Source organism: Eubacterium sp. OM08-24, from assembly GCF_003438075.1.
Lineage (GTDB): Bacteria > Bacillota > Clostridia > Oscillospirales > Acutalibacteraceae > Ruminococcoides.
The window spans coordinates 37,125-53,792 of sequence record NZ_QSTA01000011.1 but is presented as its reverse complement, the minus strand read 5'-3'; the positions used below and the strand labels follow the sequence as shown (position 1 = coordinate 53,792).

Sequence of the window (16,668 nt, the reverse complement as noted above, 5' to 3'; positions counted from 1 at the left end):
TGCTCGTTTAAAAGCAAAATAAAATAGCCTGATAAAAATCAGACTATTTTACAACCTTCCTTTGTAGGATGACAAAGGAAAACTTTATCATATTTTTCTTTCAAAGAATCAACGCATTTTTTTGCTTTGCGCTCGGAATTATAAACAGCAAATACCGCCGAGCCTGAACCCGTCATACTTGCTCCGAGTGCCTTGCGCTTATACATAATTCTTTTAATTTCATTCACTTCTTCGAGCTTTAACGCAAGTTCAAAATCATTGAACAGTGTTGTTGTAATTCTAAACATATCTCGGCTGAAAAGTGACTTTATCATTTCATCTGTATACGGTGGGTGCGGATTTAACGCATCCACCTTTTTGTATGCCTCGGCGGTTGAAACACTCACATTGTCAGGCTTACAAATAACAATATGTGACGCAGAAAAGTTAGGCATTTTTTGCAGCTTAGTACCTATTCCCGTTGCGTACTTTGTGCCGCCCTCAAGGCAAAACGGAACATCTGCCCCGATTTTCTCTGCAATCTCGTGCAATTCCGCCGGACTTAAAAATGCGTCAAACATTCTGTTAAGTCCCATAAGAACAGCCGCACCGTCTGTACTGCCGCCTGCAAGACCCGCTTGTGTGGGAATAACCTTGTCAATATCTATATGTACGCCCTGTCCCTCGTTGCGAGTAGCAATAAAAAATTTTTCTGCCGCTTTGTAGCAGATATTTTTTTCATCACAAGGAACACCGTCATAATTACACGAAATTGTAATCTGCCCGCTGTCATTGTCGGTAATGGTTATGGTGTCGTACAAATCAACACTCTGCATTATCGTCATAATATCGTGGTAGCCGTCAGGTCGCTTACCTGTAACATCAAGTGTGAGATTGATTTTTGCAGGTGCAAGAACCTTAATTTCCATTTTTCTGCTCCTCTAAAAATTCCTTAATGCGCTGTAAAGCCGTTTTAAGATGATTTAATGAGTAAGAATAAGAAACTCTTACAAAGCCCTCGCCGCAATCACCAAAGGCTGTACCCGGAACAACGGCTACATGCTTGTCCATAATGAGCTTAGTACAGAAATTCTCTGAGGTCATACCCGTACTCTTAATACAAGGGAATACATAAAAAGCACCGTATGGCTCAAAGCAAGTAAGTCCCATTGCATTAAATGAATCAACAACAAGTCGGCGGCGCATATCGTATTCATTGCGCATATTTTGCACATCGGCATCACCGTTGCGCAATGCCTCAATAGCGGCATATTGTGCGGTAGTAGGTGCAGACATAATGCCGTACTGATGCAATTTTGTCATCTGAGCAATAATCGGTACAGGGCCGAGTGCATAACCAAGTCGCCAGCCTGTCATTGCATATGACTTTGAAAAACCGTTTATAACAATAGTACGCTCATACATTCCGTCAATAGCGGCAATAGAAATGTGGTTCTTTCCGCCGTATGTAAGCTCACAGTAAATTTCATCCGAAAGCACAAACAAATCGTGCTTTTTAATTACCTCTGCAATAGCCTCAAGGTCAGCTTTCTCCATAATAGCGCCTGTTGGGTTATTAGGAAACGGCAAAACAACGAGCTTAGTTTTATCGGTAATTGCCTTTTCGAGGTCATCAGCTTTAAGTCTGAACTGATCCTCTGCCTTTGTATTAATTATAACTGCCTTACCGCCTGCCATATGAGTAAGCGGTTCGTAACAAACAAAAGACGGCTCGGGAATAATTACCTCGTCACCCTCTGAAACAAGACATCTGAAGGCAAGGTCAATAGCCTCACTGCCGCCAACTGTAACAAGCACCTGAGTTTTGCCTACATACTCAATGTTAAAGCGTCTTTTATAGTAGTTTGAAATTTCATCTCTGAGCTGAGCAAAGCCACGATTTGGCGAATACCATGTTTTGCCGTTTTTAAGGGAGTTTATGCCCTCTTCACGAATATGCCATGGCGTCTGAAAATCAGGCTCGCCGATGCTGAGCGAAATAACATCATCCATCTCGCTTGCAATGTCAAAAAACTTACGAATACCCGATGGCTTTATTTCTTGTATAGAATTATTTAAAAATTTTGAATAGTCAATCACAGAATTAAACTCCTCTCATCCGACCCTTCAAAATCGATGAGATTCATTCCGCTGTCTTTGTAGCGACGCATAATGAAATGTGTGCCTGTTGAAAGCACTCCGTCGATTGTGGAGAGTTTTTTAGATACAAACATAGCGATATCCTGCATAGATTCGCCCTTAACAATCAGTGCAAAATCATATGTACCCGCCATAAGGTAAACAGAATCTACCTCGTCAAACGCCATACACATCTTCGCCATTTCGTCAAAGCCTGCATCCTTTTTAGGAGTAACCTTAAGCTCAATAAGTGCCTCAACATAGTTTTCCTTGGTATTCTCCCAGTTTACAACTGCCTGGTAGCCTTTGATAATGCCCTGAGTTTCGTATTCCTTTATCTGAGCCTTGATGTAATCTTCCGGCTCACCGAGCATTGTCGCTATCTCGGCTGTGGTAAAGCCTGAGTTTGTACTTAAAAGCTGAAGTAATCTGTCCATAATAAATCCTCCCCTGTGAATTTATACTTTTGCCCGACAAAATTCGGGAATTAACAAACCTGACAGTCAGGTTCTCTATAATTATACCGCCAGTCTGACGGGATTGTCAACTGTATTGAGCATATTTATACAAACCGCCGCCGATATGGATAACAGCTCGTTGCTCTGCGAATAAACATCAAGCTCGTAGCTTTCTGTGCTTGAAAAAGTCCTTTTCTGCACCGCAATCACCGTATTGTCCACATCTTGAATTGAAAAGCATTTTTGCGCAACATTGCCGCCGATTTTCCAATTCACTCCCGAACACATACAGACAAGCTCGTCGTGGTTTGCACCCATAAGAATTCTCATTCTTTTGCCGCCTGCTTTTATGTTGCAGGCAATAATATTTGACATCTGCAAACATCTTATCTTCACATAAATTTCGTTTGCACTATGAATTATTATTTTTCTGCTCCTTTTGCTTTTTGAAAATTCCGCAAGATATTTTTCTATGCCTGTTTCGTCATATATTTCAAAAGCGCCAAAATCTGCGCAAACATCTCTTTTTATAAAATATTTCACAAAAAGCCCCCTTGAAGTCAGATTTACTGATTTTCAAGCTCATCAAGCCACATTCTCACGCTTGCGTCACTCGGCATTCTCCAGTCTGAGCGTGGAGAGAGTGTAACCGAACCAACCTTTGGCCCATCCGGCAAGCAGCTGCGTTTGAATTGCTGAGAGAAAAATCTCTTTAAGAATGTTACAAGCCATTTTTTTATGGTATCGTTATCATATTTTCCTGCAAAGGTGCGCTTTGCAAGGTAGTAGATTTTTGACGGTGTAAAGCCAAAACGAACAAAGTAATAAAGGAAAAAGTCGTGCAGTTCATACGGGCCTACAACATCTTCTGTTTTCTGAGCAATCTCGCCGTTTTTGTCGGGTGGCAAAAGCTCCGGACTTACCGGAGTATCGAGCACATCAAGCAAAACGGTTCTTAGCTCGCCGTCGCTTATTTCTGCCTCATACGCTGTAAGATAGCGCACAAGTGTTTTTGGAATAGACACATTAACCGCATACATACTCATATGGTCGCCGTTATAGGTAGCCCAGCCGAGCGCAAGCTCCGACAAATCGCCTGTACCGATGACAAGACCGCCGTATTTATTTGAAAGATTCATAAGAATTTTAGTGCGCTCTCTCGCCTGCGAATTTTCGTAGGTAATATCGGTTACGCTTTCATCGTGCTTAATGTCAATAAAATGCTGTCTTACTGCCGCAGTGATGTTTATTTCTTCAAAAGAAACATTGTAAGCCTCGGCAAGTTTTTCGGCATTTGACTTTGTGCGCTTGGTAGTTCCAAAGCAAGGCATTGTTACAGTGTGGATATTCTTTCTTTCAATGCCGAGCATATCAAAGGCGTGAATGCAAACAATAAGCGCAAGTGTGCTGTCAAGTCCGCCCGAAAGTCCCAAAACTACATTTTTAATGCCTGTATGTGCAAGTCGGGTGGCAAGACCCGTTGCCTGCATTGTAATAATCTCCTTACATCTTCTGCTTAGGTCATCCTTTGCAGACGGCACAAAAGGAGTTTGCTCAAATTTTCTTGAAAGTTTGGTATCGGTAAGCGGCATATCAAAGTAAATTCTTCTGATATTTTCGCTGCCGGAATTAAATGTACTCATTCTTCTGCGCTCGCCCATCAGCTTTTGAACATCAACATCGGCATAAGTAATGCCTGTTGTAAAGCGCTCGCTTTCGCTTAATAAAGATGCGTTCTCACATATTATATTCTGAGCGGAGTAAACTGTGTCTGTTGTACTTTCGCCAAAGCCCGAATCCGTATAAATATATGCACAGCACAACTTACCGCTCTGCATTTTAACAAGTGAGCGCCTGTACTCTGCTTTGCCGATTGTATCGTCCGAGGTTGACGGATTGCAAATGATAACCGCACCCGACTTGGCTAGTGATATTGACGGCGACTCCGCCACCCACAAATCCTCGCAAATTTCCACACCGAGGGTAAAGTCAGACATATTTTTATTTTGAAACAAAACCTTGTCACTCAAAACAGTTTGCTGACCGGCATACTCAATTTCAAAATCTGTATTTTTACCGCTTGTGTAGTGTCTTGCTTCGTAAAATTCCGAATAATTCGGGATATTTACCTTTGGCACAAGTGCAAGCAATTTGCCCTTAAAAATGACAGCCGCACAATTATAAAGCGCCTCTCTGAACGCTACGGGAACACCCACAACGGAAATTATATTCAAATTCTTGGTTTCCTCAATAATTCTGTAAACCGAGCTTTCGGCAGATTTCAAAAGTGTTCTCTGTAAAAACAAGTCACTGCAAGTGTAGCCTGTTATGCACAGTTCCGGAAAATTAACCAGCGACGCTCCCTCAACGCTCGCCTCTTTAATCTGAGCGACAATTGCGTCTGTATTCTTTTTGCAATCAGACACTCTGATAACAGGAGTAGCCGCCGCCACCTTTATAAATCCGTATTTCATTTTATATCAATTCCTTTTCAGAAAAATAAAAACCGCAGGTAAATATACCTACGGTTATTATAGCCTAAAAATTGTAAATATACAAGTATCAAAGCAGACTTCTGCGGAGTCTTTTTTGATGAAAAAGATAGCGTGTTTCAAGCATAGGCTCAAACTTTGCTATGTAACAGCTTGTGTAGCCCATAATAAGCCAGAACCACATTACCATAAACGAAACATCATAAAGGAGTGCCTTTTCAAACAAAGCATAGAAAAGGTACGCACTCAAGAACGCAAACATACAAGGGTAAGCATCGTTTTTAAATGTTTTTTTCTGCAAAAACAAATGCTGAGCTGCGTGCTTTGCAAAACGAAAACCGAATATACCGAAAACAACAAATCCAAGCACACCTGTTGATACCAAAATCGTTAAAAATCCGTTGTGCAAATCATTGTTATGATAAGTATATTTTAAAGTGCCGTTTGCGTACTCTTGGCTGTAAAATACAATGTTTCCGTTGCTTATGCCAAAGACAGGAGAAATCTTAAATAAATCTATGGATTCTCTATACAGCTTAAATCTGCCGCTGTCGATATTTGAGTTTTCGTGCTCAAAGGTAACAGGCGGTTCGCTTGCGGATTCGGCTTTTTTGCTATTCTCTGCATTTTCTTTATCCTTCTGCTTCTGCAAGGAAGTCTGCTGTTCGGTTTTTCCCGTAATTTCATCAAGGAACGAATAGGTCTTTGCCGTAACTACCGAAAATCCCTGCTGGCAAATCTCTCTGAACATTAATGATGAGCCTACAAGGAATGTGCCCACAAGCAACAGCGCAACTATTCTCATAGTTACCTTTGCAGGAGAAAGTCCGTCTTTGGCAGCAAAGAACTGATACACAATATAAACTATCATATATGCAAGCATAAGCACCATAGATGCGTTTGAATCGCAAAGCAAAAGCGAAAACAAACTTGTGCAAACGCAGGCTACAATCCAAATTTTGCTTATTCCTCTCTGATTAACGGCATTCTGAAAATCAGGCTTGCAAAGAATATGACAGCAGAAAATTGCAACGCAGGACACAAATCCAAGCAGATTTGGATTTACATACACACCTGTAAATCTGTTTTCGTATATTGTAAACTGTATCCAATACCACTCAAATCTAATGTTAAACATAAGGCAGAAAATACCTATGAAATTTGCAATGGTGGCAATATACACAATTCCTCGTGCAACTGTGCAAAGCTCGTTTTTAAAGTCAAAGTCAGGCTCGGTATGCATACCGTAAAATATGAAAAAGCATATAAGAATATGCAAAAACATAAATGCGCTGTATATAATGGTGTATGTGAAATTAAGCAGCATAGTCAAAAGAGATACCGCAAGAAATCCCCACACCCACAAACCGAATCTGAGTTTAAAAAAAGTGTTGTTCGTTTTCTGTTTATAATATGTAAGCCACACACCCCAGCAAAACAAAAACGCAACCAAAATATAAGCCGGAATCTGTAAAAATGATATATTACAAAAAAACAAAGTAAAAATATAAACTTTTCTGAAATAAGAAAAGCTTTTTAGTTTTTTCTTTAGCTCCTCCATTTTACACCACCTGTTACTTAAGTACCTCTTTAACAGTTTTTAGCATAAGTTTTATGTCAGACAAAACTCCGAAATTTTCAAGATACATTAAATTGTACTTCATTTTTTCAGGCAAAATAGTTTCCACATAAACCTTGTCTGCATCTTCAACATTTTGCAAAAGCTTTTCCTCGTCTTTATACATAATAGACGCAAGCGAGGTTATTCCTGCCGGCATAAGCAAGGTTGCATAGTATTCGTCTTTATACATATCAACATACTTCTGCACCTCAGGACGAGTACCGACAAAAGTCATTGAACCCGAAAGTACATTAAAAATCTGCGGAAGTTCATCAAGACGATATTTTCGCAATACTCTGCCAACCTTGGTTACTCTCGCATCTCCACTCGTGGTAACAAGCGTACCGATTTTATCGGCATTCTGCACCATTGTGCGGAATTTATATATTCTAAACACCCTGCCGTAAGAAGTAACTCTCTCCTGCCTGTAAAAGACAGGGCCTTTTGAGGTTGCTTTAACAATTACGGCAATAACCGCAATGGGTATTATAAGAATAATAAGGATAATAAGTGAAAAAATAATATCGGTAATCCTTTTAAGCGCAAGAGAAACAGACTTTTTAGCAATAATATCGTAATAATGCTTTACCTCGTCATTTTGAAACTGAGGAGGTAATTTGTCAAAAGTTCTCATAGTTCCACCCTTCATACAGCAATTTTGCCGTAAAATAAAAAATCAATGCCTTATAAACGCCAAAAATCGTTTACAGACAGTATTATTTAGCATTATATATCTTTTAAATCATTTTTTCAAGCATAATTATTGCCATTAAATTTAAAAAAGCCCGTATTTTACTGAACACTTTTTACATAAAGTAAAAACCGACGACTATGAAGTCGCCGGTTTTTAGGTAATTTTATGGAGTAATCAAGCACATTAAAAGGAAATTGTTGTTCAATATGTCTATAATATATCATATCTATTGTAATTTGTCAACATTTTTATTGAATATTTTGTAAAAAAAATATATATTTTAATTAAATGCGAATAATGCTTGACTAATCGCTTAAAAAATTGTAAAATAAACTTAACCAATTAATACAGCGCTTAGTAATTATTTTTATGTTTCCTTAATTTTTCAATTTTGCATTTTTGGCGCTGTATTATTTAACAAGTGCATACGAAAGGATATTTTTTATGGATAACGAATTTAATGTAGATCTTATTACTTTAATTAATGACGAAGGCGAAGAAATGGAATTTGAGATTCTCGATATTATCGAGATTGACGAAGGCAAGTTCTATGTTCTTTATCCTTACTACGAAAATCCGGCTGACGCTGTAAACGATCCCGGCGAATACTACATTATGGAAGTATTTGAAAAAGACGGCGAAGAAGAGCTTGCTGAAATTGAAGATGACGAAAAGCTCGACAGAATTGCCGCTATCTTTGAAGAAAACTATTACAGCGAAGACGAGGAAGATGAAGAAGAAGAGTAATTCTCCTTTAGCTTTCATATAATAAGTAATGGTAATTTGACAAACTCCCTGCCTGATGCGTGAATGATTTTAAAATAACCCTACAACTCTTAAATCGGGAGCCCGGCTCTTTAATCGGTGTGCAGACCTCCCGCTTTGGCGGAAGAAGGAAGCCTAATGTTTAAAGGAGAGCACCCACCTGCTTTCTCGTAGGCAGGTTATTATAAAAATCATACGGTCAGGCGGGGTATTTTGTTTTTTAGCATACATAATTTAGCAGACTTTGCCTGCATTTGTGCCTATGTGCCTTTTGCGGGCTTTTATATTAATAAATTTCAGGTGATTATAAATGAATATTTCTGTTTTGGGATGTGGCCGTTGGGGCAGTTGCATTGCATGGTATCTTGACAAAATCGGCAACAATGTAATTTCTTGCGGACTTGCAGACGCACCAGAATTTATACAACTCAGCACAACACACAAAAATGACTATCTTACTTTTCCCGAATCAATAGAGGTTACCTCCGACCTTGCAAAGGCAGTAAATCACGCAGAAGTAATAGTTATCTCAATTTCTTCCCAGCATTTGCGCTCATATATGCAGAGCATTGCGCAAAACAACCTTGACGGCAAAATAATTGTGCTGTGTATGAAAGGTGTTGAGGCTGCAACAGGTCAGAGATTGAGTCAGGTTGTAGGCGATTTTGTTGATGAGGAAAAAACTCCTATTGCCGTTTGGGTAGGGCCGGGACATCCGCAGGACTATGTAAAAGGTATTCCTAACTGTATGGTAATCGACAGCAAAAATCACGAGGTAAAAGAAAAACTCGTAAACAGCTTTTCAAGCTCGCTTATCAGATTTTATGTCGGCACCGACCTTATCGGCAGTGAAATAGGCGCTGCCGCAAAGAATGTTATTGGTATTGCGGCAGGTATGCTTGACGGCTTTGGCTATGCGTCACTCAAGGGTGCGCTTATGGCGAGAGGCACTCGTGAAATTGCAAGACTGATTAAAGCGCTCGGCGGCAACGAAATGAGTGCTTACGGACTTTGCCACCTTGGCGACTACGAGGCTACCTTATTCTCAAAATGGAGTCACAACCGCAGTTACGGCGAAAATTATGTAAAGGGTATTAAATTCGATAAGCTTGCCGAGGGCGTTATGACCTCAAAGGCATTGTGCAAGCTCGGCAAAGACAACAATGTTGAATTGCCGATTGTAGAAAGTGTTTACAGCGTTCTGTTTGACAACTTAGATCCAAAAGATGCACTTGGAAAGCTCTTTATGCGCTCTGTAAAAAAAGAATTTTAACAGGAAGGTGCAAAAATGAGCGAAACCAAAACGAAAACACAAAATAATAAAACACAAGTGCAAAAAAGCGAGGGTGCTAAAAAGAAAATTACTCCTAAGCGTTGCCTGACCGAAAGCATTGCCGTTAATATTGTATGCGGTCTGCTGTTTTTAATCTTCGGCTATGTGGCAATAATGAGTATTTTTCAAACCTGCGTTATTGATCCGACAAACTACAGCTCAGAGGTCATACTCTTTCAGGACGATTTATCGGTAATTAATATTTTTTGCCTTGCTATATTTACAGTCATTCTCTTTAAAATAAACAAGCATACAGACTTTTTTGCCAAAGTCAATATGAAATATATGGAAGTCGGCTTGTTTGCCTTTGCGGCAATTATCGGTCTTGTGTGGGTATTCTCAGTGCAAACCATTCCTGCGGCAGACAGCTACAATATTTACGAAACCGCAACTCAGGCTGCACAAGGCAACTACAATTCATTCCACAACGGCTCTGATTTTTACAACAAGGATTTTTACAGCGGATATTCATACTACAACTGTTATCCGTTCCAGCTTGGCTTTGTGCTTATAAGCGAAATTGTTTACAGAATTTTCGGTATTGACAGCGCTATGCCGATTCAGGTAATTAATGTTCTTTGTGTTGCGGCGGCTTACCTTGGCATTACTAAAATCACAAAGCATATGTTTGGCAGAAAGAAGATTGAATTTATCGTAATTCTTGCACTTGCAGGCTGTTTTCAGCCAATTCTTTTCTGCGCATTTACATACGGCAACATTATCGGTATGTGCTGTGCAATTTGGGCATCATATTTTCTTATCAGATATTTTCAGACAAACAAATATTTACTGCTTATTCCCTGCGCACTGTTGCTCATTGTGTCGGCACTTTCAAAGTACAACAACCTCATTTACCTCGTTGCCTTTGTGATTATGCTTATAATACATACCGTAAAGGCTAAAAAATGGCAGAGCATAGCATTTGCGCTTGCGCTGTGCATAGCGGTTGTAGGTTCAATCAATCTTGTTATAAAGAGCTATGAGGCAAGAGCAAACACCGAGCTTAAAGGCGGCGTTTCTCAAACTCTCTACCTTGATATGGGATTAAATGAATCCTATATGGCACCGGGTTGGTACAATAATATCGCATTAAGTCTTTATACAAGCAACGGCTGTAACATCAAACCTGCCGAGCAACAGGCTTGGACAGATATTAACAACCGACTCAGCCAAATGGCAAGAGATCCCGAATATGCAATCAATTTCTTTGGCGACAAAATTCTCAGCCAATGGAATGAGCCTACATACGAAAGCATATGGGTAAGCAAGGTTAAGACTCACGATACCGATGTTCAGCAGGGACTCGGCAAGGCAGTATATGACGGAAGTACAGGACAGTTTCTTGAATTGTACTTTAACTTCTATATGATGGCAGTGTTTATACTCTTTACACTCGGAATTTACTTTATGTTCCTTTACAGAAAAACAAATATTGTTACCTCTCTCCTGCCGCTCGTACTGCTCGGCGGATTTGGCTATCATTTGCTGTTCGAGGGCAAGTCGCAGTATGTACTGACATACATTGTACTTCTCCTCCCATATGCCGCATATGCGCTGACCACAATTCTTGAAAGCGATTACACAAATGTTAAAAAGGTTGTAAATAAACTAAAAGAAATCCCCGACAAAGAGCCAAAAGGCTTTAAAGACACAGAGCTTTACAATAAAATTTTCAAGAAAAAAGCTAAATAAATAATTATAAAAATGCAGTCAGCTTTTGTTGACTGCATTTTTTGTTCTGTATCAATAGTTGAGATAAATTATGGTTTAGCTCACTTTCGGTCGGGCAACAAAGTAACACAAAAGCCAAACTTTCCGTCCCGAATTAAAAAGTTTGGTCAACCTTTTCAAAGGTTGTGGGTGTGGGCAATGCCCACAAAAGCTGTAAGCTATCACAAATTTTTGATAGCCAAACAGCTTAGCTGTTTGGCTACTTGAGCATAATGGCGGCGTAAGCCCTTTAAAATGCGAAAGCAACAAAGAAAAACATTATTATAGAGATTACTCCGTCAACGCATAGCGCTGGCGGAGTGCTTTTTAGTGTTTCTTTTTTATTTTTAAAAGGCTATCTCCTATTTTTCAAACTTAGTTTTGCCACGCAAACAGCAGAGCTGTTTGCGCCTTATAATTTGTTATAAAGAAAACTTTTTATGGGCTCTGCCCAAACCCGCAACCCTTTAAAAAGGGTTGACCTAAATTTTATGTTTATTAAGCTAAAATTTGTGCGTTAAACCACAACAAAAGCCTGCGGAAATCGCAGGCTTTTAGTTTTATCTGTTATTTAATTTCTAATTATGAATTATAATCACATAAGGCTCTTATAGAGTTCGGCGATTTCTTCTACGCTTGTATCTCTTGGGTTGCCCGGACGGCAGGCGTCATCGTAAGCAGACTGAGCAAGGAAAGGTACATCTTCAGGCTTAACAATTTCTTTTAAGTCGGCAGGAATACCTACATCTTTAGAAAGCTTTTTAACTGCGTCAACAGCCGCCTTGCGGTACTCGTCAACTGTCATATTCTCTGTACCCTCTACACCCATTGCGGCGGCAATGTATTTATACTTATCGCCTGTTGCCGGAGCATTGTATTCCATAACTGTCGGAAGAATGATTGCATTTGCAACACCATGTGGTGTGTCATACAAAGCACCGAGCGGATGAGCCATTGAGTGAACAATGCCGAGTCCTACATTTGAGAAACCCATACCTGCCACATACTGACCGAGAGCCATTCCCTCTCTGCCCTCAGGAGTATTATCTACTGCACCACGCAAGGATTTTGAAATAATCTCAATAGCCTTTAAATGGAACATATCAGAAAGTGCCCAAGCGCCCTTGGTTATGTAGCCCTCGATTGCGTGTGTAAGTGCGTCCATACCAGTTGCGGCGGTAAGTCCCTTTGGCATAGTTGACATCATATCCGGATCAACAACAGCAACAACAGGAATATCGTGAACATCTACGCAAACCATTTTTCTGTTCTTTTCAACATCTGTAATTACATAGTTGATTGTAACCTCAGCGGCTGTACCCGCTGTTGTAGGAACTGCGATAATCGGCACTGCCTTGTTCTTTGTAGGAGCAACGCCCTCAAGTGAGCGAACATCTGCAAATTCAGGGTTATTGATAATAATGCCGACTGCTTTGGCTGTATCCATTGATGAACCGCCGCCGATAGCAACAATGCAATCTGCGCCGCTTTCCTTGAATACCTCAACGCCATGCTGAACATTCTGAATAGTTGGGTTTGGCTTTATATCGGAATACAAAGTATATTCAATGCCTGCATTATCAAGCACATCTGTCACCTTTTTTGTAACACCAAACTTTACAAGGTCAGGGTCTGATGCAACAAGAACCTTTTTAAATCCTCTGCCCTTGATTTCCTCAGGAATAGAGTTAATAGCACCTGCGCCATGGTAAGAAGTTTCGTTCAATACAAATCTATTCATTTATTTTTCATCCTTTACAAAAAATTTTGTAATTTTATTATATAACATTTCTACCAAAAAATCAATAATGTTATATAAATTTTATTATTATTCACATCACTTTCACATTAAAACGGCAACACACTTGTACTTTCCAAAAATAATGCTATAATAATTATAGATTATAATTTAGGAGTTGATATATATGTCAGTTGATATTTATTCTCAGGCAAAGCAGGCTTGCGAAGAGCTTTGCAATATAGCTAAGCTCAAAGAGGGCAGTATAGTTGTAGTAGGCTGTTCTTCAAGTGAGGTTGCAGGAGGCACTATCGGCAAAAACTCAAACCTTGAAGTAGCAGAGCAGGTTTTTAAAGGCATTTATGAAGTGCTGAGCGAAAAGAAAATTTATCTCGCCGCTCAGTGCTGCGAACATCTTAATCGTGCCATCATAGTTGAGCGTGACGCAGTTCCGTTTGCTGAAATAGTAAATGTTGTTCCTCAGCCAAAGGCAGGCGGTTCGTTTGCCACAACAGCGTACAAAACATTTAAAAATCCTGTTGCGCTTGAGGAAATTAAGGCGGACGCAGGACTTGACATTGGCGGCACATTAATCGGTATGCACCTGAAAAAAGTTGCCGTTCCTGTAAGATTAAGTCTTGACCACATCGGCAACGCAATCCTGCTTGCGGCAAGAACAAGGCCGAAATTCATTGGCGGCTGTCGTGCTGTTTATGACGACAATATGTAATTAAATTTTGGAGCTAAGGCATAGTAGTCTTAGCTCCTTTTTTATTTACGCAATTAAAAATATAAATTATTTTTAACACACTGCCCTCATATAATTAAACAAAGACAGGAGTGTGGCGTAATATGAAAAAATTAAGGCTTTTGATATTTGTATTTGCGGTGGCAACGCTGCTTTTGGCTTGCCAAAGCGGTGAGAGCAGAAAAAGCATAATTACAAATTTCAGCGCTGATTTTACGGCAAAAAAAGGCAATTTTTCGGCAGGCGGAAGTATAGTTGAATGTGACGGTGAAACAGAATTGATTTTTACCGATCCGCAAACAGTCAGCGGATTGAAAATAGTAAACGGCGGAGGTGAAATAGCCATTGAGATTGACGATTTGGTGAGTACGGCAGACGAGGCATATTTACCAAATGAAAATATGCCCCAACTTATACACTGCGTGGCAACTGAAATTTGTGACGGACGAGAAATTCTTTTTCAGAAAAATAATAAATCAGATACATATATATTGGAAACTTCAAAAGGCAAATGCACATATTCGGTTGATGAAAACGGATACATATTGTCGGCAGAAATAAATTCAAAAAATTTCAGAATAGATTTTCGCAATCAGCTTGCGCTGAGCTAATAAAATACGGCAAAAGCCTTCACAATTTTTACGCCCAAAAATATTATGTAGTAACTGTATAAAAATTTTCGGGAAGGGAAAAATATCAGTAATCTAATTATTTGGAGCGTGAAAGTCTTGAATATAAAACGAGGGGACATTTTTTATGCAGATTTAAGTCCTGTTGTAGGCTCTGAGCAGGGCGGAATACGACCTGTACTTATCGTTCAGAATGATGTAGGCAACCGATTCAGCCCTACGGTAATTGCTGCAGCAATCACAAGTCAGCAGTCAAAAGCAAATCTTCCCACCCATATTCCGCTCAACGCAGATTCCTCCGGTCTTGCAAAAGACAGCGTAGTTTTGCTTGAGCAGGTGCGCACCATTGACAAAAAACGGCTCAAAGAAAAAATGGGTTCGGTTGACCAAAGCTATATGAGCGAAATAAATGATGCAATTTCAATTTCTTTTGGACTTAATGTCTGATTATGTGCTACATACAGTGGCACAAACCTTAGCCTCCCACAAACGGGAGGCTTTTTTACTAAAAAATCAGCATTTTTAAACAATTCACATAAAATTCACGAAAACGGACTTGAAATATTAACCGATTTAGTATATAATATAAAAAGAATAATTTACAGGAGGTGTTTCGGTATGTTGGATAAGACTATGATTTTCTCACTTGGTGAGGAAAGGGACGATGCTATTAAAAGAAGTCTTACCATTGTTTATGACGCTCTCAGACAAAAGGGCTATAACCCAATAAACCAAATAGTAGGCTATATTCTTAGTGAGGATCCCACATATATAACAACTTACAACAACGCACGCAACATTATCAGTAAAATTGACCGTGACGACTTACTTGAAGCACTCGTAAAATCTTACCTTAATGTTTAGAAAGGACTGATGCTTCGTGGCAGAAGCTAAAAAAGCAGCTCAGGAATTTTCCACCTATAAGGGCAGACCGCTCGTAAGGTGTGGCGATGAGATTTATTACGGCAATATGTCTGAACCATATGTTATCAGACTTCAGGTAAAAAGCAAAAACGAGGTAAACGGACTTCAGGTGGCAGATAAAGTTACTGTTCAGTTACTTGCTACCGACCCTGACCTTTCACCAAGAAAGCAGCTTGTAAAATCAAGCGAAAAGCACGGACTTTTTGTTGCAATGGATATTGCTGACATCTGGCTCGAAAGAGCACTTGCCAACAACTGAATATTAACGCTGAAAAAGCTATCACATTAATTTGTGATAGCTTTTTGCTTTGCTAAAAATCAACTATTTTGTCTGTCAAAGATTTATCAATTACATATTCGTTGCCGGGATATATTGCAACAGGCTCTTTATTGCCTTTGCAAAACACCAGAATACACCTGTCGCCCTCTCTCAGCTTTCTAAACTCATTAAGGGTAGGTACGCAAACATTCTTTTTGGTTCGCCTCGAGTAGTGTTCCAATGTTAATTGATATGCTCTGCTTTCGCTTGAAGTCTGATTGTAGTTTGCATATAAATCGGTAATTCTGTCTACCGAAATACTGATGCTGTCATTAATAAAAGCGTTCCTTTCCTTTATGGTTCTGATTAAATTTTTTAAGCCAAACACATAACCGAACGGAATACCTACTAATGCTAACAGCACAAAAAAAAGGAATATTGTGTTTATATTTATGTCCTTTGAAAAAGCAAATGGAAAAATCATAAAAAAGGCACTGACTGCTGTCAGTATTGAATACACAACAATCTGAAAGTTTATTTTGCAATCACTCAGAATTTTTTGTTTTGTTACAAGTATCATTTTATTGCCTTTCACCTTTCGCTCAGCGACTGTTCTAATTTAAAATATCAATTCTCAAACATTTCAACCTTATAGAGCATTGAAAAGAAAAAGCCTGTGTAATTTTTCATCATTGCCATATATTCGTCAGGTTTAACCTCGCCGCCAAAGCCCATAGAATCATACACCACATTTCCCTCTTTAATGGAAATTTTGAGCTTTTTCAGTCCGTTTTTCTGATAAAATCTACTTCTGCTGAGGCGCTGAGCATAGTTTTCCGCATTTTTATCAAGCTGTTCGAGTGCAAGAAAAAATCTTCTGCCACTGTAAAGTTTATGAATCTCTCGGAGCACGGCAGAGCCTATTCCTTGCCCTCTTTGACTGTCATCAAGAGCAAAGTAGAAAACATACGAAAGGTCAAGATAATTTATAATATAAATCATTCCGACCCATTTGCCGTCATTGTAAATTGACAGAAAATCGACATCTTCTCTTTTGGTTCGTTTTATCATCAAATAAAACGGTGCTCTTTCTTCAGACGGAAAAGCCGAAAAATACAACTGTTTGATTTGCTTATATTCGGGAAGTTTTTTTGTTACTTTTTTAAATTCAATATTCAT

18 protein-coding genes and 1 other RNA gene are annotated in these 16,668 nt (G+C 39.3%); 9 read left to right on the top strand and 10 right to left on the bottom strand.

Going from position 1 to position 16,668, the window contains the following annotated elements; genetic code table 11:
* Window positions 1-38: 38 nt before the first annotated feature.
* The 7 genes from ispE to DXC23_RS11215 form a co-directional block, all read right to left on the bottom strand.
* Window positions 39-908 carry a 4-(cytidine 5'-diphospho)-2-C-methyl-D-erythritol kinase gene (gene ispE / locus DXC23_RS11245; protein ID WP_117706449.1) on the bottom strand — a complete coding sequence of 290 codons (870 nt, stop codon included), beginning with the start codon at window positions 906-908 and terminating at the stop codon, window positions 39-41.
* The gene (locus tag DXC23_RS11240; protein WP_242997507.1) at window positions 898-2,076 is read right to left on the bottom strand and encodes an aminotransferase class I/II-fold pyridoxal phosphate-dependent enzyme; all 1,179 of its coding nucleotides are present in this window, start codon (window positions 2,074-2,076) and stop codon (window positions 898-900) included. Before DXC23_RS11240 ends, ispE begins: the two co-directional genes overlap by 11 nt.
* The gene (locus DXC23_RS11235; RefSeq protein ID WP_022235051.1) at window positions 2,076-2,555 is read right to left on the bottom strand and encodes an Lrp/AsnC family transcriptional regulator; all 480 of its coding nucleotides are present in this window, start codon (window positions 2,553-2,555) and stop codon (window positions 2,076-2,078) included. The genes DXC23_RS11240 and DXC23_RS11235 overlap by 1 nt, the downstream gene beginning before the upstream one ends.
* Window positions 2,556-2,636: 81 nt before the next feature.
* Window positions 2,637-3,119 carry a hypothetical protein gene (locus DXC23_RS11230; protein ID WP_117706447.1) on the bottom strand — a complete coding sequence of 161 codons (483 nt, stop codon included), beginning with the start codon at window positions 3,117-3,119 and terminating at the stop codon, window positions 2,637-2,639.
* 23 nt (window positions 3,120-3,142) lie between these two features.
* On the bottom strand, window positions 3,143-5,050 hold the full coding sequence (locus DXC23_RS11225; RefSeq protein ID WP_117706445.1) for an NAD(+) synthase: 1,908 nt from the start codon (window positions 5,048-5,050) through the stop codon (window positions 3,143-3,145).
* 88 nt (window positions 5,051-5,138) lie between these two features.
* Window positions 5,139-6,629: an O-antigen ligase family protein gene (locus DXC23_RS11220; RefSeq protein WP_117706443.1), complete on the bottom strand. Its 1,491-nt coding sequence runs from the start codon at window positions 6,627-6,629 to the stop codon at window positions 5,139-5,141.
* Between the two features lie 13 nt (window positions 6,630-6,642).
* On the bottom strand, window positions 6,643-7,323 hold the full coding sequence (locus tag DXC23_RS11215) for a sugar transferase (protein ID WP_117706441.1): 681 nt from the start codon (window positions 7,321-7,323) through the stop codon (window positions 6,643-6,645).
* 504 nt (window positions 7,324-7,827) lie between these two features.
* Here DXC23_RS11215 and DXC23_RS11210 point away from each other — a divergent pair.
* The 4 genes from DXC23_RS11210 to DXC23_RS11195 all read left to right on the top strand — a co-directional run bounded on the left by DXC23_RS11210 (window position 7,828) and on the right by DXC23_RS11195 (window position 11,173).
* Complete coding sequence (locus tag DXC23_RS11210) at window positions 7,828-8,130, top strand: DUF1292 domain-containing protein (RefSeq protein WP_117706439.1); 303 nt, start codon at window positions 7,828-7,830, stop codon at window positions 8,128-8,130.
* A gap of 42 nt (window positions 8,131-8,172) precedes the next feature.
* A non-coding RNA gene (gene ssrS / locus DXC23_RS11205) (6S RNA) lies at window positions 8,173-8,362 on the top strand.
* Window positions 8,363-8,458: 96 nt separating this feature from the next.
* Window positions 8,459-9,421 carry an NAD(P)H-dependent glycerol-3-phosphate dehydrogenase gene (locus DXC23_RS11200; RefSeq protein ID WP_117706437.1) on the top strand — a complete coding sequence of 321 codons (963 nt, stop codon included), beginning with the start codon at window positions 8,459-8,461 and terminating at the stop codon, window positions 9,419-9,421.
* 15 nt (window positions 9,422-9,436) lie between these two features.
* A complete protein-coding gene (locus DXC23_RS11195; RefSeq protein ID WP_117706435.1) occupies window positions 9,437-11,173 on the top strand; it encodes a glycosyltransferase family 39 protein in 1,737 nt (578 codons plus the stop codon).
* Between the two features lie 613 nt (window positions 11,174-11,786).
* Here DXC23_RS11195 and fucO read toward each other — a convergent pair.
* Window positions 11,787-12,932 carry a lactaldehyde reductase gene (fucO, locus tag DXC23_RS11190; RefSeq protein ID WP_117706433.1) on the bottom strand — a complete coding sequence of 382 codons (1,146 nt, stop codon included), beginning with the start codon at window positions 12,930-12,932 and terminating at the stop codon, window positions 11,787-11,789.
* 184 nt (window positions 12,933-13,116) lie between these two features.
* On the opposite strand from fucO, the gene DXC23_RS11185 reads away from it, so the two are divergent.
* The 5 genes from DXC23_RS11185 to DXC23_RS11165 all read left to right on the top strand — a co-directional run bounded on the left by DXC23_RS11185 (window position 13,117) and on the right by DXC23_RS11165 (window position 15,489).
* Window positions 13,117-13,659 (top strand): TIGR01440 family protein, encoded by a 543-nt coding sequence (locus tag DXC23_RS11185; protein ID WP_117706431.1) that lies wholly within the window; start codon window positions 13,117-13,119, stop codon window positions 13,657-13,659.
* Between the two features lie 122 nt (window positions 13,660-13,781).
* Entirely contained in the window at window positions 13,782-14,288 is a 507-nt protein-coding gene (locus DXC23_RS11180; RefSeq protein ID WP_117706429.1) for a hypothetical protein, read from the top strand.
* A gap of 117 nt (window positions 14,289-14,405) precedes the next feature.
* Window positions 14,406-14,753, top strand: coding sequence for a type II toxin-antitoxin system PemK/MazF family toxin (locus DXC23_RS11175; protein WP_117706427.1), 348 nt, complete (start codon window positions 14,406-14,408; stop codon window positions 14,751-14,753).
* A gap of 171 nt (window positions 14,754-14,924) precedes the next feature.
* Complete coding sequence (locus DXC23_RS11170) at window positions 14,925-15,170, top strand: IreB family regulatory phosphoprotein (RefSeq protein WP_022233976.1); 246 nt, start codon at window positions 14,925-14,927, stop codon at window positions 15,168-15,170.
* A gap of 16 nt (window positions 15,171-15,186) precedes the next feature.
* The gene (locus DXC23_RS11165; protein WP_117706425.1) at window positions 15,187-15,489 is read left to right on the top strand and encodes a hypothetical protein; all 303 of its coding nucleotides are present in this window, start codon (window positions 15,187-15,189) and stop codon (window positions 15,487-15,489) included.
* A gap of 52 nt (window positions 15,490-15,541) precedes the next feature.
* Here DXC23_RS11165 and DXC23_RS11160 read toward each other — a convergent pair whose 3' ends face one another.
* Both DXC23_RS11160 and DXC23_RS11155 read right to left on the bottom strand, forming a co-directional pair.
* A complete protein-coding gene (locus tag DXC23_RS11160; RefSeq protein ID WP_147329141.1) occupies window positions 15,542-15,973 on the bottom strand; it encodes a hypothetical protein in 432 nt (143 codons plus the stop codon).
* A gap of 143 nt (window positions 15,974-16,116) precedes the next feature.
* Window positions 16,117-16,668 carry a GNAT family N-acetyltransferase gene (locus tag DXC23_RS11155; RefSeq protein ID WP_117706421.1) on the bottom strand — a complete coding sequence of 184 codons (552 nt, stop codon included), beginning with the start codon at window positions 16,666-16,668 and terminating at the stop codon, window positions 16,117-16,119.